The sequence below is a fragment of the Nocardia nova genome (assembly GCF_002933465.1).
Classification (GTDB): domain Bacteria; phylum Actinomycetota; class Actinomycetes; order Mycobacteriales; family Mycobacteriaceae; genus Nocardia; species Nocardia nova_B.
Map to the genome: position 1 here is coordinate 397697 of NZ_PSZE01000002.1, position 21405 is coordinate 419101.

Annotated in this window: 19 protein-coding genes and 3 pseudogenes; 10 read left to right on the forward strand and 12 right to left on the reverse strand. The window is 68.9% G+C overall.

What is annotated here, in order from left to right:
* Positions 1 to 21: 21 nt before the first annotated feature.
* Positions 22 to 357: an RNA polymerase-binding protein RbpA gene (locus C5E41_RS04200; RefSeq protein WP_104374477.1), complete on the reverse strand. Its 336-nt coding sequence runs from the start codon at positions 355 to 357 to the stop codon at positions 22 to 24.
* 204 nt (positions 358 to 561) lie between these two features.
* On the opposite strand from C5E41_RS04200, the gene C5E41_RS34775 reads away from it, so the two are divergent.
* The 3 genes from C5E41_RS34775 to C5E41_RS04220 all read left to right on the forward strand — a co-directional run bounded on the left by C5E41_RS34775 (position 562) and on the right by C5E41_RS04220 (position 4462).
* A complete protein-coding gene (locus C5E41_RS34775; RefSeq protein WP_104374478.1) occupies positions 562 to 888 on the forward strand; it encodes a hypothetical protein in 327 nt (108 codons plus the stop codon).
* Positions 889 to 2314: 1426 nt separating this feature from the next.
* A complete protein-coding gene (locus C5E41_RS04215) occupies positions 2315 to 3601 on the forward strand; it encodes a terpene cyclase/mutase family protein (RefSeq protein WP_146097458.1) in 1287 nt (428 codons plus the stop codon).
* Positions 3602 to 3604: 3 nt separating this feature from the next.
* A complete protein-coding gene (locus C5E41_RS04220) occupies positions 3605 to 4462 on the forward strand; it encodes a DMT family transporter (protein WP_146097459.1) in 858 nt (285 codons plus the stop codon).
* Here C5E41_RS04220 and C5E41_RS04225 read toward each other — a convergent pair.
* Positions 4401 to 5099: a phosphoribosylanthranilate isomerase gene (locus C5E41_RS04225; RefSeq protein WP_104374481.1), complete on the reverse strand. Its 699-nt coding sequence runs from the start codon at positions 5097 to 5099 to the stop codon at positions 4401 to 4403. The genes C5E41_RS04220 and C5E41_RS04225 overlap by 62 nt on opposite strands.
* An 80-nt stretch (positions 5100 to 5179) precedes the next feature.
* Positions 5180 to 6160 carry a glycosyltransferase family 9 protein gene (locus tag C5E41_RS04230; RefSeq protein ID WP_104374482.1) on the reverse strand — a complete coding sequence of 327 codons (981 nt, stop codon included), beginning with the start codon at positions 6158 to 6160 and terminating at the stop codon, positions 5180 to 5182.
* Between the two features lie 221 nt (positions 6161 to 6381).
* On the opposite strand from C5E41_RS04230, the gene C5E41_RS04235 reads away from it, so the two are divergent.
* A complete protein-coding gene (locus C5E41_RS04235; RefSeq protein ID WP_104374483.1) occupies positions 6382 to 6672 on the forward strand; it encodes a hypothetical protein in 291 nt (96 codons plus the stop codon).
* 192 nt (positions 6673 to 6864) lie between these two features.
* Positions 6865 to 7215 (forward strand): hypothetical protein, encoded by a 351-nt coding sequence (locus tag C5E41_RS04240; protein WP_104374484.1) that lies wholly within the window; start codon positions 6865 to 6867, stop codon positions 7213 to 7215.
* Positions 7216 to 7362: 147 nt separating this feature from the next.
* On the opposite strand, the gene C5E41_RS04245 is transcribed toward C5E41_RS04240, so the two are convergent.
* From C5E41_RS04245 to C5E41_RS04260, 4 genes are all read right to left on the reverse strand, one after another.
* Positions 7363 to 8556: a Dyp-type peroxidase gene (locus tag C5E41_RS04245; RefSeq protein ID WP_104374485.1), complete on the reverse strand. Its 1194-nt coding sequence runs from the start codon at positions 8554 to 8556 to the stop codon at positions 7363 to 7365.
* Positions 8549 to 9037: a copper chaperone PCu(A)C gene (locus C5E41_RS04250; protein WP_258080731.1), complete on the reverse strand. Its 489-nt coding sequence runs from the start codon at positions 9035 to 9037 to the stop codon at positions 8549 to 8551. Before C5E41_RS04250 ends, C5E41_RS04245 begins: the two co-directional genes overlap by 8 nt.
* Before the next feature lie 824 nt (positions 9038 to 9861).
* Positions 9862 to 10419, reverse strand: coding sequence for a hypothetical protein (locus tag C5E41_RS04255; RefSeq protein ID WP_258080722.1), 558 nt, complete (start codon positions 10417 to 10419; stop codon positions 9862 to 9864).
* Between the two features lie 109 nt (positions 10420 to 10528).
* Positions 10529 to 11038, reverse strand: a complete 510-nt coding sequence (locus C5E41_RS04260; protein WP_181063093.1) for a GtrA family protein — start codon at positions 11036 to 11038, stop codon at positions 10529 to 10531.
* A gap of 101 nt (positions 11039 to 11139) precedes the next feature.
* Here C5E41_RS04260 and C5E41_RS04265 point away from each other — a divergent pair, with 101 nt between their 5' ends.
* Positions 11140 to 11940, forward strand: coding sequence for a helix-turn-helix domain-containing protein (locus C5E41_RS04265; protein ID WP_104374487.1), 801 nt, complete (start codon positions 11140 to 11142; stop codon positions 11938 to 11940).
* Here the strand turns inward: C5E41_RS04265 and C5E41_RS04270 are convergent.
* Positions 11926 to 12129 carry a hypothetical protein gene (locus C5E41_RS04270; protein ID WP_146097460.1) on the reverse strand — a complete coding sequence of 68 codons (204 nt, stop codon included), beginning with the start codon at positions 12127 to 12129 and terminating at the stop codon, positions 11926 to 11928. The genes C5E41_RS04265 and C5E41_RS04270 overlap by 15 nt on opposite strands.
* Positions 12130 to 12956: 827 nt before the next feature.
* Between C5E41_RS04270 and C5E41_RS36120 the strand changes: the two are divergent.
* Positions 12957 to 13356: pseudogene (locus C5E41_RS36120) on the forward strand (wax ester/triacylglycerol synthase domain-containing protein); the annotation flags it as partial.
* 143 nt (positions 13357 to 13499) lie between these two features.
* A pseudogene (locus C5E41_RS36125) lies at positions 13500 to 13703 on the forward strand (WS/DGAT domain-containing protein); the annotation flags it as partial.
* Between the two features lie 69 nt (positions 13704 to 13772).
* On the opposite strand, the gene C5E41_RS04280 reads toward C5E41_RS36125, so the two are convergent.
* Positions 13773 to 14843 (reverse strand): cobalamin B12-binding domain-containing protein, encoded by a 1071-nt coding sequence (locus C5E41_RS04280; RefSeq protein WP_104374489.1) that lies wholly within the window; start codon positions 14841 to 14843, stop codon positions 13773 to 13775.
* A 34-nt stretch (positions 14844 to 14877) separates the two neighbouring features.
* On the reverse strand, positions 14878 to 16434 hold the full coding sequence (locus C5E41_RS04285; protein ID WP_104374490.1) for a PP2C family protein-serine/threonine phosphatase: 1557 nt from the start codon (positions 16432 to 16434) through the stop codon (positions 14878 to 14880).
* A gap of 194 nt (positions 16435 to 16628) precedes the next feature.
* On the opposite strand from C5E41_RS04285, the gene C5E41_RS04290 reads away from it, so the two are divergent.
* Positions 16629 to 17015 carry a DUF1304 domain-containing protein gene (locus C5E41_RS04290; RefSeq protein WP_104374491.1) on the forward strand — a complete coding sequence of 129 codons (387 nt, stop codon included), beginning with the start codon at positions 16629 to 16631 and terminating at the stop codon, positions 17013 to 17015.
* Between the two features lie 17 nt (positions 17016 to 17032).
* On the opposite strand, the gene C5E41_RS04295 is transcribed toward C5E41_RS04290, so the two are convergent.
* Complete coding sequence (locus tag C5E41_RS04295; RefSeq protein ID WP_104374492.1) at positions 17033 to 17869, reverse strand: glycosyltransferase family 2 protein; 837 nt, start codon at positions 17867 to 17869, stop codon at positions 17033 to 17035.
* A 406-nt stretch (positions 17870 to 18275) separates the two neighbouring features.
* On the opposite strand from C5E41_RS04295, the gene C5E41_RS04300 reads away from it, so the two are divergent.
* Positions 18276 to 18776 carry a TspO/MBR family protein gene (locus C5E41_RS04300; RefSeq protein ID WP_258080723.1) on the forward strand — a complete coding sequence of 167 codons (501 nt, stop codon included), beginning with the start codon at positions 18276 to 18278 and terminating at the stop codon, positions 18774 to 18776.
* 102 nt (positions 18777 to 18878) lie between these two features.
* Here the strand turns inward: C5E41_RS04300 and C5E41_RS04305 are convergent.
* A pseudogene (locus tag C5E41_RS04305) lies at positions 18879 to 21005 on the reverse strand (hypothetical protein).
* Positions 21006 to 21405: the final 400 nt, after the last annotated feature.

The following is a 21405-nucleotide window of genomic DNA, read 5'->3' on the forward strand; positions in this document are numbered from 1 at the left end:
GGGACGTTCGCGTCGGCTCGATTACCGGCCGCGCCGGGTCTTGAGCAGTTCGAGGCGCTCCTGCAGCAGTTCCTCGAGCTCCTCCTTGGAGCGGCGCTCCAGCAGCATGTCCCAATGGGTACGCGGGGGCTTGACCTTCTTCGGTTCCTGGGTGGTGCCCTCGACCAGGATGCCCTCCTGACCGTTACGGCACAGCCAGGTCGGCGGGATTTCGGCGTCGTCGGCGAACGGGACGTCGAACTCCTCGCCGTTGTCGGTCCGGTACCGCGCCACTCGACGTGGTGCCAGGTCGTGGTCGCGGTCCGTCTCGTAGCTCACCGCTCCGAGCCGGCTACCTCGGAGTACGCGATCTGCCATGGTGTGCGGTCCTCTCTGGCCTGTCGGCAACGTTCTACTGGACTATCAACGCGCCGGCGGCCTGATCGGTTCCCGCGACGGTCAACCGGGGTATTTTACGGCTTCGGCCGGGTCTCGCCGTGCCCGGCCCGGCCGGTAGCGGCGATTCGCCGTTGCGGCGTGGTCCGGGCGCGGGCGCCGGTCGGGCGGCTAAGGTGTCGGGTCATGTCGCGCCGTGTGCTGTCGTCGTGTCTGTGGTGCGGTCGGGAAATCGCCGATACCGAAATCGGCCGTCGCCGCCGATATTGCCGGCAATCCTGCCGCCAGCGCGCCTACGAACATCGAAAGAGCCTGGAGGGGACCGGCATTCCGGAGGATTCGGTGGTGCTGAGCGCTCAGGAGGCCGCCGATCTCGCCGACCGCTGGTTCGCCGCTCGCTGCGCGGCCGAGGATGTCGCCACCGCCGTCGCCGAGGGCGCCGACCCGTCGGAGCTGGCCGAGTTGACCGCCAATGTGGTCGAACTCGCCAAGGACGCCGAACGGCTGCGCTGACCGTCCCGCACGACGGCCGCGGCCGCACCCAGTGTCGCGACGCTCAGCATGAGGAATGCGAGCACGGTGGTGCGATCGGGGTGGATCAACGGCTGCGCCCGCAGCGCCTGCCACAACAGCAGCGCCACCAGTCCGGCGTAGCCGAGCCCCAGGATGCCGACCAAGCGGGCGCGCACCCGTTCGTCCAGCCAGGGCCGCCGTCGCGCGAGCCAGGCCGTGATCGCGACCATCGCGAGCAGGAACTGGATGCCGTGCAGTCCCGCGAAATGCGGAATCCGCAGGTCGCCGCCGATCGTGCTCCAATGCGTGATCGGCATGTCTGCCACGCCGTCGCGCACGGGCAGGACGGCATCGGTCACCGTATGGCCGGCCGCCAACCGCACCGGACTGCCCTGCGCGTCACGCACCGTCTGTTCGCCGGTGAAGCCCATCAGATATCCGAGCGCCATCCCGGCGACGGCGATGGCCAGTCCGGCGTGCACGGCCCGGCTCGTGGGACGGTCGAGGACGCGCTGCCGGCACAGGATCACCGCGACGACGAGATTCGCGAGGAACAGGCCCGGTACGCCGGAGGCGAACACCATCTGGCCGATCGAATTGACCGCATCGGATTCGGTGTCGAAGTGGCTGAAGGTGCCCCGTGCCGCCTGTAGCACGATGAAACCCACGTCCACGACGCCGGTCACAGCGAAAACGGTGCCCGCCCACCAGCTCACACGCGCACCGCGATGCGGCACCGACAGCAGCCACGCCAGCGTCAGCGTGTACAGGCAGAACGCGATCCCGAACTTGCCGGGTTTGAGCCACACCGACTCACCGAGGAGTCGGCGATCGTCGAACGGCATGGCACACAGGCAGCACAGGGCCAGTACCGCCATCGCCGCCGCGGTGCACAACAACGGCCGGTGCCATCGACGGGCGGAGGAGAGGATCGTGGTCATGACGCGAAGGTAGGGTCGCCGATTCCCGTCACGCGTCACCCGGACGTACTGTTCGGCACTCATACTCCGGTACCGGTTCGCCCTCGCGGGAGGCGAACTCTGTCACGGGATTTCCCCGCCGCGCGACGGTCGCGGACGGTACCGGCGCGTCGTGGGTTGCAATTCGGAGTCGGGCCGGACGCATTCCGGCTACGGGTGGGCGGCCGGGAGGTAACCGCCGCGTCCAGGACCGTGGACACCGCCGTGGCCGCAACGCGAATCCTTGTCACGGCCTTGATGTTTCACGGCGCCATCCGGGACACATCGAGCAGCGCTGCTCGAGATATAACCGAAATATGTTCGCTACCAGGCAATTCGGGCGCACAACGACGGCGCGGCATGTCGGACCATCCGAGTAACTTGGCGGTTATCAGCCCCATCGAAAATCTACGGGGCATCGCATCAAGGGGGCGGAGGCCGTGTCGAACATCGACGAGCGTATCCGGATGGCAGTCGAATGGCTGCGCGGCAGTCAGATACCGCATCTCGGCGGGGGCGCGGGCTGGGGGTGGATCCCCGACGTGCCGCCCAATCCGCAGAACACCGCCGAGGTGGTGTGCGTGCTGCATCGCGCCGGGTGCGAAATCCCTCGTGCGGCAAAGGTCGCCGCGCTGGTCGGAGCAACGGTGGTGCAACGGCCCAACGGCGACGAATGGTACTTCCGAACTCCGATCGACGTCGCCTGGCGCATCCGGGCACTGCGCTGCCTCGAGGTCGGGGAGTCCGAGCCCGAGTTGGTCGGGGCCGTGCGAACCCTGTTGGACCAACAGGATTCCGAAACCGGCGGATGGCGTATGTCGGGTTTCCTTGGCCCGGTGTCGATTACCGCGACCGCCGCCGCGGTCGAGGCGCTCATCGGGGGCGGCGCCTTCGATGGTGAACGCCACCAGGCCATCTCGCGCGGCATCGCCTATCTGGTCTCGGCGATGTATCAGGAGCCTCGGTCCTTGCCGATGTACGCGGCGGCCCATATCGCCGGCGTGCTCGCTCGGCCGGAGATCGTCCGGATCGGGGACAAACGCGCCGAGCGCGCGTGTGAGCTGGCGGTCAAGCGGCTGCTGACCGGCCTGCGCCGGGGTGAGTGCGACATCGAGACCGAGATCTTCCGCCGTGACGATCTGGTCGACACCTGGCGCCATCTCACCCTGCATCTGGCGGTCGGCGCCGTGATCGCGGCCGACAGTCGCACGATCTTCGACCCGGCCGTGCGCGCCGCGATCGTCGCGCTGCTGGATATGCAGGAGATGGACGCCTTGGCCATCTATCGGGGCGGTTTCCGCATCTCGGATGAGGGGCCGGTCACCTCGTATGCCACCACTCAGGCGCTGGAGGCGTTGTTACAGGTGCGGCCGGCGATCAACGAGCGAGTGAACCCGGCCAAGGTGTACGACGAGATCTGCCGCGTCGACGGTGTCCATCGCACCGACCCGCAGGCGATCGCCTCGGTGCGCGGCCATCGCATGTTGATGAATTCGACTGCGGGACAGGCGTTGCTGGTGCTGTCGGCGGCCGCCGGCAGCACCGTGTTCGCCCTGGCGGTCGGCTTCGACGCCGTATTCGGCACCGTCGGCAGCCGCGCGCTGGTGGTGTGGGGGACGGTGCTCGTCGCGATCGGGACGTATTGCGGACTGGCCACGCGGTTTCCGCGACTACCCAAGCGGCGGGTGGCGAGCGCGGTGTTCGCCGCGTTCACCGCACTGGTGATGCCGGTGGTCACCTACCTGCTGGCCTAGTCGATGAGCGGCCCGCTCGTCCGCATGGTCGCGGTGACCTTCCTGTGGGGTACCTCCAGTGCCCTGCTGGCCGCCCTGGCCGCTCCGACGACCGCGGGCCTGGTGGCCCTCGGCGGGGCGGTGCCGCTGCTGGTGTCGGCGCGACTGCGTGGACAGCATCCGTGGGCGACGTTGACCGCCAACCCGGCGTTGTATTTCCGGTTGGGCGGGCTGGAAGCCGCGAATCTGGCGCTGTACGTCGCGGCGCTGCGGATCGGTCCGCTCCCCGTGGTGGTCGCGCTGCACCTGACCGCGCCGGTACTGATCATCGCCGCCGCGCTCGTTCGCGGGCGGCGGGCGCCGACGGTGCCGGTCTTGCTCGAACTGCTCCTGGTCGCGGCGGCGATCTGGCTGGTCGCCTGGCGGCACCCGGGCGGCGATGCGCAGATCGCGGCCCTGACCGGATGCGCTCTGGCGCTGGGCAGTGCGGCCTGTGTGGCGATGCTGGTCAGTGTGGTCGCCCGGCACTCGGGACCGGACCACACGGTCACCTCGGCGGCGTTGCAGTTGTTGTTCGGCGGCATCGCGAGCAGCCCGCTGCTGGCGCTGGATCCACCGTCCGGGCGGGTGGCGGCCGAGCTGGCCGCAGTCGGTGCCACCCTCCTCGGACCCGGATTCGCGCTCTACTGGCAGGCGCTGCGGCGATTGAGCGCGGCCACGGCCAGCGTCATCGGGCTCAACGAGGCCGTGGTGGCCACGCTGGTGGGAGCGGTGGCCACCCGGAGCGTGCCCACCGCGGCGACCGCCGCCGCGGGGTTGCTCATTCTGATCGCGGCCGGGCTAGAGCAGCGATCGGCGCCGCGACATCGCGTGCCGCCCTGACGAATTCGGTACAGGTCGCCGGGTCCTTGTCGCCCCGGCCGTCGTCGACGCCGGAATTGACATCGACCCAGGCCGGCCGGACGGCATCGATCGCGGCCGTGACGTTGTGCGGGTTGAGTCCACCGGCGAGCATCACCGGGAACGCCGGGTCGTCGAACAGTTCGACGATGCGAGCGCTGAGCGACCAGTCGTGGGTACGCCCGGTCCCGCCCAGTCGGTCGATGGAGCGCGAATCCAGCACGAGCCCATCGCAATCCGGGGCCGCGCGCTCGGCGGCGGCGATCGCCTCCGGGCCGGTGACGTGGACCGCGCGGATCACTCGCCGCCCGCCCGCACGGCGCCGGACGGCGCGCGCGGTGTCGTGTGAGATCAGGCCGTGCAGCTGGATACAGTCGACGCCGATCCGGTCGGCGAGGCGCAACACCTCGCCCGCGTCGGTGAGATGGGTGACCAGTACGCGCTCCATCGAGGAGGGCGCCAGCCGGGACAACCGGCGGGCCGATTCCGGGTCGAGTTCGTCTTCGCTGAAATGCGTCGTGCCCGAAATGAACCCGGCCGCGTCAGCATCAGCGGCGACGACAGCCCGGAGATCGGACTCGCTACGGATACCGCAGATTTTCGTTCGGACGGTGATCATCGGCACACGATACTGCCCGAAGGTGTCCCATCCGGTGGTTCGTGTCGATTACCACGGTGCCCGCCCCCGCGGCGGGGCGCTCAGCCGACGCGTCGATACGCGGTGCCGCGCCGGTCGGCCTCGGCCCACCGCCGGCGGTCCAGCTGCGTGTCGACGGCCGCCACGACATCCGGAACGGTGATCTGCAGCAGACCCGGATCGGGTGTGTCGCCGTCGCGATCGCCGGTGCGGCCCGCCCACAGCGAGATGTGGCGGCCGGACAGATGCGGCGGCGGTCCGCTGCGGCCGGGCGCGGTGGGCCCGAACAGCGCGACGGTGCGGGTGCCGAATGCCGTCGCCAGATGTGCGACACCGGTATCGCCGCACACCACCAGTGCGGCCTCGGCCACGGTAGCCGACAGTTCGATGAGATTCTGCTGCCCGGCCAGTACGTGGTCGTGCGACAGCCCGGCGCGTGCGGCGATGCCGAGGGCGAGGTCGCGTTCGAATTCGTCGCCGGTCACGACTACCTCGCGGCCCTGCACGAGCAGATGCCGGATCACCGCGGCGAATCGTTCGCCGGGCCAGCGGCGGGCGGGCGCCCCGGCGCCCACGTGCACCACCACGCAGTCGCGGTGACTGGTGGTGGCCACCGGCGGCACCAAGCCAAGATTGCGGCGATCGGCGCTGATCCCGGCCGATTCCAGCAGATGACACCAGCGGTCGATGTCGTGCATATCCGCTTGCCATTCGGGGCCGTCCAGATCGGGGAAGGCGGCATTGCGATATGTGAGCAGCCGGGTGGGTTCGGTGCGGGCCAGTTCGACGATGCCCTCGGCGCCGGAGCCCTGGAGGTTCACCGCCAGCGCGGGCGGCGCGCCGTCCCAGCGCATGGTGTGCGGGTCGGCTGCCGCGACCATCTCGTCCACCGAGGTGATCAGGTCGACGATGGGTTTGAGCCGGTGCGGTGCGGCCAGCACGATGTGATCGCGCGGCCTCGCCCGGCGCAGCGCACGAAGAGCCGGGACCGCGGTGAGGAGATCACCCAGTCCGCGTGCGCGCAGCACGAGTACAACCGCCACCCTCTTCTCCTAGCCATCACCAAGCGACCCAGTAATCCCGACCCACTCGATTCCGCACCGTTGCCGCGGCGCGACCGAAGAGAGCCACCTGAGGATGACTACCCGACCCGATCCGGCGTGAAACGCGCGTATTTCCGCCGGGTCCGCGTCGGTGCTGTGGACGGGGGCGGGGGAGCCGGTAACCTGAGCGACGGTCGGGCCGAAACAAACTGGAGGATTTCATGATTCGCACCGCTGGACTCATCACCGCCGCCGCGGCGGCGGGCGCGTTCGCAGTGCTCGGCGCCGGTGCCGCGCAAGCCGCGCAGGGCACCGTCACCGTCAACGGGCAGATCTACAACAACCCGACCGGTTGCATCGAACCGCACGCCTACCAGCTCACCGTCGGCAACAGCACCGACAAGGTGATCGAGGTCCACGCCGGGCGGGGATGCACCGGACCGGTGATCGGCAAGGTCGACCCGGCCGGCATCACCATGGTGCCGCGCGGCAGCCTGCTGATCGTCGAATAATTCTCCCGTTCCGCCCCGCGTTCGACGATGGACGCGGGGCGGAGCCGTGCCCGCCCAGGGCAGGAAAACGGCACCGTGAAAGACGAGGCCGCGAGAATGCATGTGGCCGTGCCGATGTCCCGGGCCCCGGCGAGGAAGCAGCTCTACTACGCCGTGTCGTTGAATCGGTGCCGATGATCTACGCTGTGAGCCATGACAGTGGTCTACAACCTGGTGGTCGTCACCCACTTGCTCGGACTCGCCGCGGTGATCGGCGGATACGCCGCAGGCCGGCCGGCGGTGTCGCAGGTGATGCTCTGGGGTGCGCGAGCGCAGATCGTCACGGGTCTGATTCTGGTCGGCATGGCCGACGGCATCGATTCGCTCGACAAGAATCTCGACATGGCCAAGATCGTGGTGAAACTGGTCATCGCGGTCGCGGTGGCCGGCCTGGCCGAGATCGCACACGCGGATGCCAAGCGTGGCAAGACCGTTGCCTGGATGGCCGACGCCGCCGGAGTGCTGGCCATCGCCAACGTGTTCGTGGCCGTGCTGTGGCAGTGAGTCGCGAGGCTCGGCGGTGGCACTGAGTCGCGAGGCTCGGCGGTGGCACTGAGCCGCGAGGCTCGGCGGTGGCACTGAGCCGCAGGACATTCGATGCGATTCGGCACCGGCTGCAGAATCGCATCGAATGTCCGCGCGGTGGCCGGCTCAGCCCTCCAGCAGGGTCTGGCCGATATAGCCCTGCGTGTCGGTGATTCCCGGTGGAATCACGAACACCGCGGACCCCACGGGAGTGGTCCAGGTGTTCAGGGCGTCGAATTCGGCGAGGCGACGCTGCACCGGCAGATATTGCGCCGAGATATCGCGCTGGTAGGCGGCGAACAACAGCCCCGAATTCGAGGTGGTCCCGGGTGCGGGGGCATCGTCGTAGTTGTAGCCGCGCCGCAGGAAACGCTCGCCGTCGCGGGTGTGATGCGCCCGTGCGATATGCGCCGAGGGCGGAATGACCGGGATGCCGTGAGCGTCCACGGCCGCGAAATCCGGATCGTCGGTTTCGCGGGTCCCGGTCAATGGCGCCCCGGTCGCGATGCGCCGGCCCACGGTCAGTTCTCGCCCGTCGGGGTCGAGTTCGTCCCAGGTATCCAGATTCATCGCGATCCGGCGCAGCACCATCGACGTTCCGCCCCGCAGCCACGGCACAATCGCGCCGTCGTCCCACACGAGCCGATCGAAATCGGCCCCGGGGCCGATGTTGACCGTGCCGTCGACCTGACCCATCAGATTGCGCATCGTCTGCCCGGCAGCAGCGTTGCGGAATCCGCGCTGGGTCCAGCGCACGGTCACCAGCGAGGTCACGCTGCGTGACAGCGCCCGCACCGCATGCGCCACCGTCGTCGCCTCGTCCGCGCAGACCTGCAGCAGCAGATCGCCCGCACAGAATGCGGGGTCGAGCCGGTCGATGGTGAAGCCCGGCAGTTGGGTGAGCCAGTGCGGCCGCGCGGATTCGAGTCCCGCCACGGTGAACAGCCGTGGGCCGAATCCGACGGTCACGGTCAGCCGCGCGGGCCGGCGCGCCAGCTCCGGCTCGGTATCGGCCAGCGTCGGCTCACCGGCCGTGAGCCGCGCCGCGTCCCCCGACCAGATGCGCAGCAATCCGACGAGGTCGGCGCGGACGGTGCCGGGCCGCAGATCGAAGGCCACGAACGCCGCGTGCTGCTGCGGCGCGGTCGCGACCCCGCCCTGGTGCGGTCCGTAGAACGGTTCGCGCGCGGTGCCCGGGTCGGCGGTCTCGGTGTGGCGCGTCCAGCGTTCGGCGCCGAGGGTGAGCCCCGCGACCCCTGCCGCACCCGCCGCGGCAGCACTGCCGCCGAGCAACCGGCGCCGCGACAGCCGCTCAGCCACCGTGGGCGGCTGTGGTCGGTGAGTAGTTCTCCTGATTGCCCGCGAAGTCGCGCACCTGGGCGGTGAAGGTGGTGCTGGTGCCGTCGGCGAACTTCACCGTGATCGGCGTCTGCATTCCGGTGCGCAGCGGGGCCTTCAGATCGATGAACATCAGATGGTCGCCACCCGGCGTCAGTTTCGCGCCGCCGTGTGCGGGGATCGCCAGCCCGCCGGCCTTGGGGCGCATGATGGACGTCCCGTTCGACTGAACCACCTCGTGAATCTCCATGCGCGCCGACGCCGGGCTCGTCGCGTCGACGATGCGGATCTCGTGGTCGCCGGTATTGGTGAAATTCGCGAACGCCGCCGACATCCCCGCATCGGCGGCCTTGATCCACTGATCACCCACGGTGACCGAATTGGCGTCCGCGGCGGGGGAGGTGTCGCCGGACGAACATCCGGCCAGCAGCAGCGGGATCGAGGCCGCGGCGGTGATCAGCAGGCCCGCGGACCGACGCCGGCGCGCGGAACCGGCCGTGTCGCGGGACGGCCGTGTCGCGCTGTGCGGCCGGGCCTGGGCGGATGCCGCACGGCGAGGACTACGGTCACCTGAGACGAGGGCGGCGCGCCCGGCGTGGGGGAGAGAGAACATTGGTGAACTCCATTGCATGAGAAGGGTTTTCATCGAGCAGTCGGCACGTCGTCGCGGACATTCACCGCGGCCGGGTGCTCGTCACGTCGTCGGACCGCGCGTTGCGCGGCGTACGGGTGCGTGCGCGGTATACACCGCCACCGGTGGGCGTTCGTCGCTGCGTGCCAGGGCAGAGCGGTGCGACTTCGGCGGCCACCCGCGAATCAGCCCGCGAGCCCGTCCGGCGTATCCGATCGATCAGGACATCCTCGGCCGAACGTCCTCGGAGGCCGACGACGGCCGACCGAACAGCACTGCCCGCGATCAGCGGTCACGGCCGGGCCGCCACAGCGGTGACCGTGACCGAGCACGCAGGCGCGCCGACGTCGACCGATGTGCCGACAACCGGCGCCCGCATCCGCACAGTGTCGGTAGCCGTCCAGGCGCCGTGCGGTAGCGACCGATTCGTGTCGCCACATCCTCGACTGCCGACTGTGGGTTGGCGGATGGCGCCTGGCAGTGTGCCGGTAGTGGTTCACGGATAGGCGCCTTACGGCGCGGCCGCATGTGCTGTGCGCTCCGATGTGACAGTTCTCGAGAACTATCGGTCCATCGGGCCGCTCAGCCGTTGTCCGTCATCCGTGGCCCGGACGCGATCCGGCGAGACGATGGACGCGTCTACCGATGTGCCGGTATCACACCCACGCGGGTATGCGGTGCGAGGCAGCGAAGGAACCGGTGAGCCTCGGCGGACCGCGCCGCCCGGTACCGGAGGCCAGTACGAGCCGCCGCGGCGCGGTCACCGTGTCCGGTATCGAGACGACGACCGGAGCGCCGGAGATTCCGAGAACGTGCGCGACCGCGCCGACTACTCGGCGAATCAGCGAAACAGCGCGTCGCAGTGTGGTTTCCGCGCCGCGGACGAGAACCGCTCCGACCACCGTCGCCGTGATGTGCGCGACCAGCATGGGCGCCGTGATCAGCACGTCGTGGCAGTGCGGGGACAGTGTCAGCGCCAGGTGGCCTATCGCCTGCCCGACCGCGAGCAGGCCCATCAGCCGCAATAGTCCGGTGCGGGTGTGCGCGGCGAGACAGCCGATCGCGGTGCTCGCGGCGATCAGCATCATGATCGCCGTGGAGCCGGGTGCCACCGCGCCACCACCGAAGGCGTGGGCGGCGATACTCACCGTGCCCGCGGCCGCACCGACGCATCCGCCACGCAGTTGCGTGGAAGGGTCGGCCGCTGCTCGCACGAGATCATGGTATCGGTGTTCGCCGGCGGGCTGGGTCGCCAGGTCCGTCTGCTCGTACCGGCGTGATGCCCGTCACCGCCTGCGGTTTCGGCGCCTCGCGGTTTCCGGGTCAGAGGATCTCCAGTTCGGCTTCGCGCAGATCCTGGGGAAAGACGAATCGCCGCAACGCCCAGAACCGGAATGCCATCGCCAGCAGTACACCGAGGATCTGCCCGGTGATGAAGTTGGAGACCGCCTGGGTGAACGCGCTGACGTGCGGCACCCGGATGTCGAAGACGTACAGCGAGACCGCCTGTGGAATGACGGTCACGCCGACCGCGAGCGCGCTGACGGCGAAGAACAGCGCCGCCTCGTGACTGCGCTGGTGCCCGCCGCGGGTGTTGAACGACCATTCCCGGTTCAGGATGTAGGAGACGATCGTCGCGATCAGCACGCCGAACGCGCGCGCGGTCAGCGGCTTGTCCTGCAGCACGGTCAGCTTGAGCGTGTACACCACTCCGGTGTCCACGAACCAGGTGATCGCGCCGACGACGGCGAATTTCAGCAGCTCCCGATGGGCGAGCATCAGTGCGCGCCAGCGTTCGGGCAGCCGGTCCAGTCCAGCCTGCACCAACGACACGCAATCCACCCTAACCGCGAGGCACGCGCCGGGCATCCGGACAGCGATCATGACCCGCGAGGTAATCGCCACGCCCACCCGGCCCGCATACGATCAGGCACGTGCCGACCACTACCGCCGGGGATCTGCTGCGCCACTGGCGTCGCACCCGCCGCCTCAGCCAGCTGGAGCTGGCCGGGCGCGCCGAAACCTCGACCCGCCACCTCAGCTTCGTCGAAACCGGCCGGTCCACGCCGAGCCGCCAGCTGATCCTGCACCTCAGCGAGGAGCTCGACATCCCGCTGCGCGAACGCAATCGGATGCTGCTGGCCGCCGGCTACGCGCCGGTCTATGCCGAACCCGGATTGGACACTCCCACCATGGCCCCCGTCCGTACCGCGATGCGGCAGATCCTCACCGGCTACGAGCCGTATCCGGCGTTGGCCGTGGACGCACAGTGGAATATGGTCGACGCCAATTCCGGTGTCGCCCTGTTCCTCGACGGTGTTCGCGCCGACCTGCTCACTCCGCCGGTCAACGCGCTGCGGCTGAGCCTGCACCCCGAGGGCCTGGCGCCGCGCATCCTGAATCTCGCGCAGTGGCGCGGACATCTGTTCGAACGCGTCGATCGCCAGATCGAGTCCACCGGCTCGGCCGATCTGGCCGCGCTGCGCACCGAACTGCTCGAATATCCTGGGGGCCGCGACGATCCCGGCCTGCCCGAACCGGATCAGGCCGTCGTCCCGCTGCGGCTGCGCCACCACGACCCCGAACGCGGGGCCATCGCACTGGATTTCATCAGCACCATGACCATCTTCGGCAGTCCGATGAATGTCACGGTCGCCGAACTCGCGATCGAGTCGTTCCTGCCCGCGAGCCCGGAGGCCGCCGAATTCCTGCGCAGCCGTTCACATATCGAGTAGATGCGGCAGCCCGGCCCGATAGCGGTCGGCGTCGATGCGCTTGAACGGCTCGAGCTCGGGCGGTGCGTCCATCGGGAACACCGCCGCCCGTGGCGCCGCGTCACCGGCCGCGTCGAGCACCGCGTTGGCGGCTTTGCGTCCCGCCTCGCAGGCACCTCCATCGGTCGCCAGATCGATGCCGGTCCGCACGTGGTCGCCGCAGAAGAACACGTTGCCGATCGCCGAATGCGCCTCCGGCCGGTGGTTCCAGGATTCACCAGCAGCGGGGTGTCGGTGCGGTTGTTGCCCTCCTCGACATGCACGCCGGGATCGACGAACCACGAGTGCACATCGTCGCGCAACCAGCCGGTGCCGGTGTTGAGCCAGCGCTCGAGCTGTGCCCAGACTTCCTGCACCACTATGTCTTTCGAGCACCGCTCGGCCGGTTTGCCGAAGAGAATGCCGGGGGTGTCCCAGTCCGAGACATCCGCGGACAGGCATTGCACCATTGTCCCGTCGCCGTAGCGCGCCGCGAAGTCGCCGCGCCACATCGGCGCTTGCCGCAGGGCGGTGATGGCCCACGGCGAGCCGAGTGCCACCCGCCGCGATAGTGCGGCGCGATGCCGGCGCCCGCGAAAACCAATGCCTCTCCGATGGTTCCGATGGTGCGCGCAGAGCTGGTGTCCGACTTCGCCGCCACCGTGTTCCGGGTCGGCGCCCCGGCCCGGCGTCGGAAGGTCCCGGACGGTGGTGGCGGTGCCCGAATCGTTCGGCGAGGAGTCGGCAGGTTCGTCGGTAGGCATCGGCGCCGCCTTCCGGAGCTCTATGTTCGGACACGGTGCCCTGGTGAGAGGACGAAGCGACTTCTCTCGCATTGTCAATATGTTTGGCCCGATTGTTCTCGGCAATTACCGACGCCTGGCCCGCTGGGCCCGCTGAGACGCCGGATCACCCACCTGAGCCGGTCGCATCCGCGATGATCACCGGAAGGTGTGGCCACCCGGCCCGATCGGAAACGACGGTGATGAGGTACCGCGATGGCGTTGATGTCACCCCTGGACTCGGCATTCCTGCTGCTGGAAGCACGCGAACATCCCATGCACGTCGGCGGGCTCTCACTGTTGCGTCCCTCGGGCACGCAGCCGCAGTCGGCGCGCCAGGTACACGAGGAATTGCTCTCCGGCAGCGGCGAACTCACGTCCGTGTTCCGGCGCCGGCCCGCGCGGTCGCTGGCGAGTTTCTCCGTCCTGCAGTGGGATCTCGACGACGACGTCGATATCGACTACCACGTCCGGCTGCTCTCGGTGCCCACGCCCGGACGGGGGGCGGGAATTGCTGGAACTGGTGTCGATGCTGCACGGATCGCTGCTCGACCGTCACCGCCCGCTGTGGGAGGTCCACGTCGTCGACGGGCTCGCCGACGGCCGGATAGCCCTGTAGACCAAGACGCATCACGCGTTGATGGACGGCGTGTCGGCAGTGCGCACCTGGCAATTGCTCTCGGGCGCTTACGAGATCGCGCGGGACTATCCCGAGCCGCGCCCGTTCCGGGCGCCGCACACGATGTTGACGTCCCCGGCGCCACCGAACCCCGGTACTGGAACGGCCTGCGCCTGGAAGCCGTCTATCCGGCGTCGATTCCCCTCGACGGCCAAGCGGTCAACATCACGACGATCAGTTCCGGTGGCGCCACGCATGTCGGCATCGCCGGGTGTCGCCGCAGCGTGCCGCACCTGCAGCGGCTGTTGACCGGACTCGACGAATCCCTCGCCGAACTCGAGTAACCGCACTCCGATGCCGGAAGGCAGCGAGAACTGGGGCGCGCCACGCGGTAGTCTGCCGGCGCTCGCTGGTCAGGCGATCCGTGCGGTGCCGGTGAGGGCGTCCGTGGCGGTGGTGAGAATCCGGCGCGCCCGCGGGAAGTCCTGCAGCTGACCGCTCAGCAGGTCGAGGACGGGAAACAGCGATTGCGCGGGCACCGCACGCGCGCTCAGCACGCCCGCGGTCCACGTGACGAAGGTGGTGAACAACTCGTCGTCGTCCAGATACAGTGCGGCGGCGAGGAATTCGAGGATCTGCGCGACATCTTCGGCGGTGCGTTCGAGCTGGAATTCGGAATACTCCCGCATCGCGGGAAAGCAATGCTCCAGTTCCGCCATGGTGGTCGCCAGCAATCGCGGTGTGCTGCGGGCGATCATGGTGAATTCCTGATCGGTCAAGTGCGTCAGTGTCCGCTGGGGTCGGTCCGGCGGCTGTTGCTCACGCCGCAGCCCTCGGGCGAGCAGCTCGGCCGCGGTAGCCGGGTCCGGCGCCCAGGCGTCCGCAGCGAGCAGGTCCGCGTAACGACCGTCCGGACCGAACGCCGCCCCGCCGACGAGCACCGGCACCCCCGCCGCCTGGCATGCGGTGATCGTGCTGTGCGCCTGCGGCAGGCGGGTCGGCAGCGACGACGACAGCAACACGGCGTCGGGGCCGGTGTTGTGCAGGTGCGCGATCAGGTGGCGTGTGGGCACCTGGGCACCCAGGAAATCGACCTGCCAGCCGCGCAGCCGCAGCACCTCGGCCACCAGCCGCGCGGGGAGGGCATGCCATTCGCCGTCCACGCACGCGACGGTGACCCGCCCGGCCGACGCGGGGTGCGCGGCGGCCGCATGCAACGCCAGCGCGGTCACGGCGCGCTCGTTGATCGCGGTGGCGGTGTGCTCGTCGGCGACACTGAGGGTGTTCGCTGCCCATTCCGCACCCACCCGGCGCTGGACCGCGGCGATGACATCGAGCAGAACCGCTTCCGGTTCGAGCCCCGAATCCGCCGCCGCGAGCACGATACCGATCGCCGCGCGTTCGTCACGGCCGGTGACCGCCGTCCACAGCTCTTCGCGAAAAGCGGAGGCGTCCCGGGTGATCGGGCGGTGCGGCTCGGACATGAACGGCGGCTCCTTCGCGGTGCGGGTCGGTCGATCACGGTGTGCGCGGTGCGGTGATCGCCACGACCGCGATGTCGTCGTGCTGGTTGCGGCCGACCCACTGGGTGGTGAGCATGTGGATACGCTCGACCACCGCCTCCGCGGGCATATCCGCGCACTGCGCCAGCGCGGCAGTCAGACGTTGCTCACCGAACATGCGCCGGCCCAGCGGCCCGCCGCGGGCCTCGGTCACACCGTCGGTGTAGAGCAGGCAGGTTTCCCCCGGCGCGAGCGAGGTCCGGAACGTCGTGGCGCTGATCTCGGGCAGCGCGCCGACCAATTGTCCCCGCGTCTCGGCCATGTCGACGGTCCCGTCCGCCCGGACGATCAACGGCGGCGGATGCCCGGCGGAGGTCAACCGCAGCAGCACCCGCCCCTCCCGGTGCACCGCCGAGGCCAGCACCAGCGTCGCGAACCGGTCGTGCTGCGAGGACATCAGCGCGTTGTTCAGCAGGGTGAGCATGCGCTGGTGATCGTCGGCCATCGGCACCAGCGCGTGCACCGTGTTGCGGATCTTGCCGGTCAGCACGGCGGCCTCGAGACCCTTCCCGCACACGTCGCCGAGGACGACGAGGGTTTCCCCGTCCGGTGCCGCCGCGCGATGTACGTCGTAGAAATCCCCGCCGATGATCTCGTGATTCTCCGAAGCCCGGTAGGCGCCGGCCAATTCGATGCCGTGGACGCGGTGCAGTTGCGGTGGCAGCAGCTCGCGCATCAGGATCGCGGTGATGCTGATCTGCTCGGCATACAGTCGTGCCGCCGACAACGCGATACCCGCGCGGCCCGCGAACAACCGAGCGAAGATCTCGTCGCGCTCGTCGAAGGTCCGCTCGCCGGAACGCCGCAGCAGTACCAGCGCACCCGCCGAAACCCCATGGCCGGGAAGCGGAGTCACGATCACCGAGCCCGTGCGGTGCTCGAAACCGGGCGGCAGCAACCACAACGGCACCGCCGCCGGGTCCAGCCACTGCGAGGGAATCGGCGGGAAGCCGCGCAGCGCCTCACTCAGCCCGGCCACCGCGTCGGGGTCCTCCTCGACGACGTTCACCCGCACCACACCGTGTTCGTCGCAGGAGATGACCGACAGTGCCCGCCCGGCCGGGGGAGTGACGACCACCGCCGCGTCGGCGAGGTGGCGGGCGGCCAGCCGGACGGTCGTCTCCAGGCAGCGGTCCACGTTCAGCGAGGCCAGCAGCCGCTCGGAGGCCTGCGACAGGAATGCGGTGCGTTCGCGTTCCTGCTCCAGCTCCGAGCGGCTCTCGCGCAGCGAGCGCACGGTGTCGCCGAGCAACCACCAGACGACGGTCCCGTCGGCGCCGGGGGAGGCGACCGCGTCCAGTTCGCGCCCGCCCACGCGCCCGGACACCGATGCCGTCGACAGCGCGATGCCCGATGCCGCCGTCTCCTCGTGTGCGGTGGACAACCAGCGCGGCACGGCACGGTGCAGCGGTTCGCCCACGACTGCGTCGGGAAACAGGGCGCCTGCTTCCCCGGTCAGCGCGAGCACCGTGCCCGCGCGGTCGACCACCACGGCCGGATGCGGTACCGGCATAGTTCGCGGTGCCGCGCGCGGCTGTGGTCTCAACCTCGCAAGGCTACCGAGTGTAACGGCCGCTGCGACTCGCCGGGACACACGTGGCCGCCGCGCGCCGGCCCGGGGTGTCCGCCGCGACATTCCGACGTGTCGCCGTCACGTCCCGGCCACCGCGTGGTTATATCGCGCGACGACGTTCACGGAGGTGTTCGGTGACGACAGCAGGTCTCATCCTCGCGTGCCTCGCGGCCGTGATTCATATCTACATCTTCTATCTCGAATCGGTGGCGTGGACGAGCCCGAAGACGCGAGCCATCTTCGGGCTCTCCTCGGCGGCCGAGGCGGAAACGACCAGACCGCTGGCGTTCAATCAAGGTTTCTACAATCTGTTCCTGGCCGTCTGCGTAATCGCCGGCACCGTCTTCTTCGTGGTGGGCGACAAGACGATCGGTGCCACCCTCGTGTTCACCGGCGCCGGCTCGATGACCGCCGCCGGCCTGGTCCTGCTTCTGTCCAGCCCGGACAAGGCGAGGGCGGCCCTCGGGCAACTCGTGCCACCGCTGCTGGCCGTGATCGTTCTGGCGATCGGCCTGGTGTAACGCGATGCCGGCCCGGATCAGTCGGTAGCCCCGGTGGCGGAGATGCGCGCCGCGCCCGGGCGCAGGGTGAATCGGCGGCTGTGGAAATCCCAGAAGCGGTAGATCGGCCACTGCAGGGTGTGAGATACGCAGGCACCCACGATGATCAGGCGATGATGCGGGGGGACGCGCAGGCCGTGGTCTTCGAGGGTGCGCACCCCGATGTCGTGGAACTTCCAGTGGTGGCGCGGGGTGGTGCGCCGTCGCCGCGACGACGTCCGGGCGTGCATGGTGGGCAGCTGGTGGATGCGCAGACCGTGCGTCATCAAGCACAGCGCCAGGTCGAGATCCTCGGCGACGTCCGCGCGGGTCTGCACGTCGGGCCGGATCCGGTGCCAGGCCGTACGCCGCAGGGCCATGTTCGGTCCGTACATATTCGCCACTTGCCCGCCGACCTTGCCCAGCCGCAGCAGCAAGCGCTGGCCGAATTCGAGGAAGAAACCGATCGGAGAGTCGTGGTAAGTGCACAGCCCGGTGAGCGCGGCGGTCTCGGGATGCGCGGTGAAGTGGTCACGGATGGTGGCCGCCCAGTCGTCGGCGACCAGGGTGTCGGCGTCGGTGCGGGCGATGACATCGCCGCGAGCCTTGTCGAACCCGGCGTTGCGCGCGGCGGGGATGCCGCGGGCCGGTTCGTGAATCAGCTGCACCTTCGAATGGGTGGCGGCGAATTGTTCAACGACGAACGGGGTGCCGTCGTCGCTGCCGTTGTCGACGACGATCACTTCGTCGACCGCGTCCTGGGCGACGAGTCGCGACAGCGTTTCCTCGATGACAGGGGCTTCGTTGAGAGCGGGGACTACGACCGACAAGATCATCAATCATCTCCGTGCTGTGAGGGATGTTGAAGGAACCTGCAAGAAGTGCGCGCTAGCTTCGGGCAACCCTAAGGGATAGACGTTGGCCCACTTGCTTTTCGGCCGTCCGGCGCGGGAATGTCGGATAGGTGTGGTCTCACCTCGACGGGTCGGGTGGTCGCTTGCGGGCCTGGTGCGCTCCGGTGGTGCGATGCGGCTCGCGTCGAATAGGCGAACATTCGAGGGCGAATTTTCCGTTAACACCGGTTTTCCGTTAACGACAGCGAAGTGTGGGTAGGCCGAGCAAGGGACCGGCCGCACTGCCGGCGCGCCAGGCGCCCGGAGCCCTCGTGTGACAGCTCGCGGCGCTTTGTCGGTTGATCACTGCTCGGCCGGAGCGCACGCCTGGCGACGAAAGGAGTCTTCCGTGATCGGAACGCGTACTCGGCGTGAGGATTCGAGTCGGTGGAAACAATCGTGGTGGACATTCCCGGCCACCGCCGCCGCCGCGACAGCCGGGTCGGCGGCGACCACGACCGGCTCACAGTGGTATCAGCGACTGGAGAAGCCGCCCTTCCAGCCACCGCCCGCGGTCTTTCCGGTCGCGTGGACAGCCCTCTACGTCGATATCGCCGCCACGACCGCCCGGGCGCTCACCCGCGCCGAGCCGGCCCGGCAGCGACGTCTCCGCAACGCCCTGCTGTTGAACCTGGCCCTCAACGCGAGCTGGAGCTGGGTGTTTTTCCGTGCGCACCGTCTCGGCGCCGCCACGGCCGTGGCGGCCGCCCTGACGCTGAGCAGTGCCGATCTCACCCGCCGCACGGCCGAGGTGGACCGCGGCGGCTACTTGCTGGCCGCGTATCCGATGTGGTGCGGCTTCGCCACCGTGCTGAGCGGTGCACTCTGGCGCCGCAACCATGCCGGGTGAGGCGAAAGGCGGCGGGCTCACCGCATAACCGGCATCACCGCCTGTCGGGAGCTGGCGCGACGGCCGAGACGCCCCGGACATGCACACTTCCGAAACCACGTGTCATTTTCCCAGCGCCGCGGCAAGGTACGGGGCGGTCGCGCTGCGGGGATCGGCGGCCGCGTCGGCCGGGGTGCCGGTGGTGACGACGCGACCGCCCTCGTTGCCTGCACCGGGACCGAGGTCGATGACATGGTCGGCCTGGACCACCACGCGCATGTCCAGTTCGGCGAATACGACGGTATTGCCGGCGTCCACCAGTTTCTCCAGGTGCAGCATCAGCCGGTCGGTATCGGCCGGATGTAGTCCCGAGGTGGGTTCGTCGAGGAGATACAGGGCGTCGCCGCGATGGGCGCGCTGCAGTTCGGTAGCGAGTTTGACCCGTTGGGCCTCACCTCCGGACAGTTCGGTCGCCGGCTGTCCCAGCCGGAGGTAGCCGAGCCCGACGTCGCACAGAACTGTCAGTGAGCGGAGGATGTCGGCGTCACCGTCGAAGAATGCCCGCGCCTCGTCGACGCTCATCTCCAGGACTTCGGCGATATTGCGGCTGTGCCAAGTGATTTCGAGTGTGCTCGCTTGATAGCGGGTGCCGTGGCAGTCCGGACACGGCGCATAAACGCTGGGCAGAAAGAGCAATTCGACCATCACCCAGCCTTCGCTGGCGACGTTCGACCGGGGAGTGCGCCCGATCGGTCTCTGATCGATGCACACCACCCGGCGAAGTCCGCCGACTCCGACGATCGTGCCGTCGACGGCCTGCGATTCGTCCAACAGCAGCAGCTCGTCTCCGGGGCCATCGGCGGGCGCGCCGACCGGATGCCCCAGGTACTCACCGATGAGAGCCGGCAGCGCGTGACTGACCAGGCTCGACTTCCCGGAGCCGGACACACCTGTGACAGCGGTCAGGCATTTCAGCGGAAACGACACCGACACGTCGCGTAAATTGTTGCGGCGCACCTTCTTCAGGCGCAACCATTCCTCCGCCTGTCGCGGCGCCCTGGCTACGGGCCGCTCGTGACCGAACAGGTAGCGACGGGTCGCCGATTCACCCACCCCTGCGAGGCCTTCGGGCGGTCCGCTGTACAGAATCCGGCCTCCGTTCTCACCCGCGCCGGGACCGAGATCGATGAGCCAGTCGGCGGCGCGAACGATGTCGAGGGAGTGCTCGACGACGAAAACGCTGTTACCGCGCCGCTTCAGCCCCCTCCAGGATGACCAGCAGGGCGTCGCGGTCGCGGGGGTGCAGCCCCGCCGACGGTTCGTCGAGCACATAGACGACTCCGAAGAGTTGCGAAGACAGCTGTGTCGCCAGCCGCACGCGCTGCAACCCGCCGGACGACAGCGTCCGTGTGCTGCGGTCCAAAGAGAGATGGCCCAGGCCCAGATCGGTGACCGGCCGCAGCCGTTCCAGCAGTTCGGCGACCAAACGCTGTGCCGCAGCGCGTTTTTCGACCGACATATTCGGCGTGCTGCGCACATCCGGGGCCGCATCGTGTGCGGAACCGCCGGCCGCGACACGCTTGTCGACCGCCGCTCGGCGGGCGGTCTTATCGAGTACGGCGTCGGAGCCGGTTCCGATCGGGTGCCAGTTCTCGGCCAATACCGAGGACAACAGTTCGGCGAGGCGGGCCAGGGGAAGTGCGGAGAATTCGGCGATGTCGAGCCCTTCGAACGTCACCGACAGAGCTTCCGGTTTGAGCAGCGTGCCGCCGCAGGTGGCACACACCTTCCGTGACAGGTGGGGCAGGCGCCCTGAACGGTGTTCGGCGAGAAATCCTCGGCATAGAGCATCGGTTGCTTCGCAGGATAGTTACCGGCTCGCGAATACAGCATGCGGACCAGGCTGGACAATGTCGTCACACTGCCGACGGAGGACCGGGCGCCACCGCCGGCGCGGTGTTGCTGCAGGGCGACCGCCGGCGGCATCCCCTCGATCGAATCGACGTCGGGTACGCCCACCTGATCGATGAGGCGGCGCGTGTACGGGGCCACCGACTCCAGGTACCGGCGCTGGGACTCCGCGAACAACGTGCCGAAAGCCAGCGACGATTTCCCCGAGCCCGAGACGCCGGTGAACACGGCCAGCGCATCGGGGGGTATGTCGACATCGACGTCGGCGAGGTTGTGCTCCCGCGCGCCGCGCACCCGGACGCAGGCAGGGAAGACGACCGGCGAGTTCCCGGCGGACATTCGCTTCGCGGGAGAACCTGCCATCACACCTGGCCTCACGTCTACGGGATCGATCCGGCGCCGAAAAGTGGTGCTTTATCTGTGTTGGTTACCCGGGGCCGGCCGCTTCTATCCTGCAACTCGCCCGCACCGATGTGTAAAACGGGAGCTCCGCCTCGGCAATGACGATGATGCCCCCACAGCAAACGCTGTGAGGGCATCATCGCGTAGTCCGGCAGCGGAAAGCTGATTACTTGCTCGGCGCCGGCTTGAAGGGGGCGTTGACGGTGGCGAAGTACTGGATCGCGGCGCCGATCGCGACCGGGGCGGTCACGAGGATCTGGCCGGCGAGCACACCCAGGAAGCCGACGGCGGCGGCACCGGCGACACAGCCGCCGAGCGGGCCGAGGCCGAACAGGGT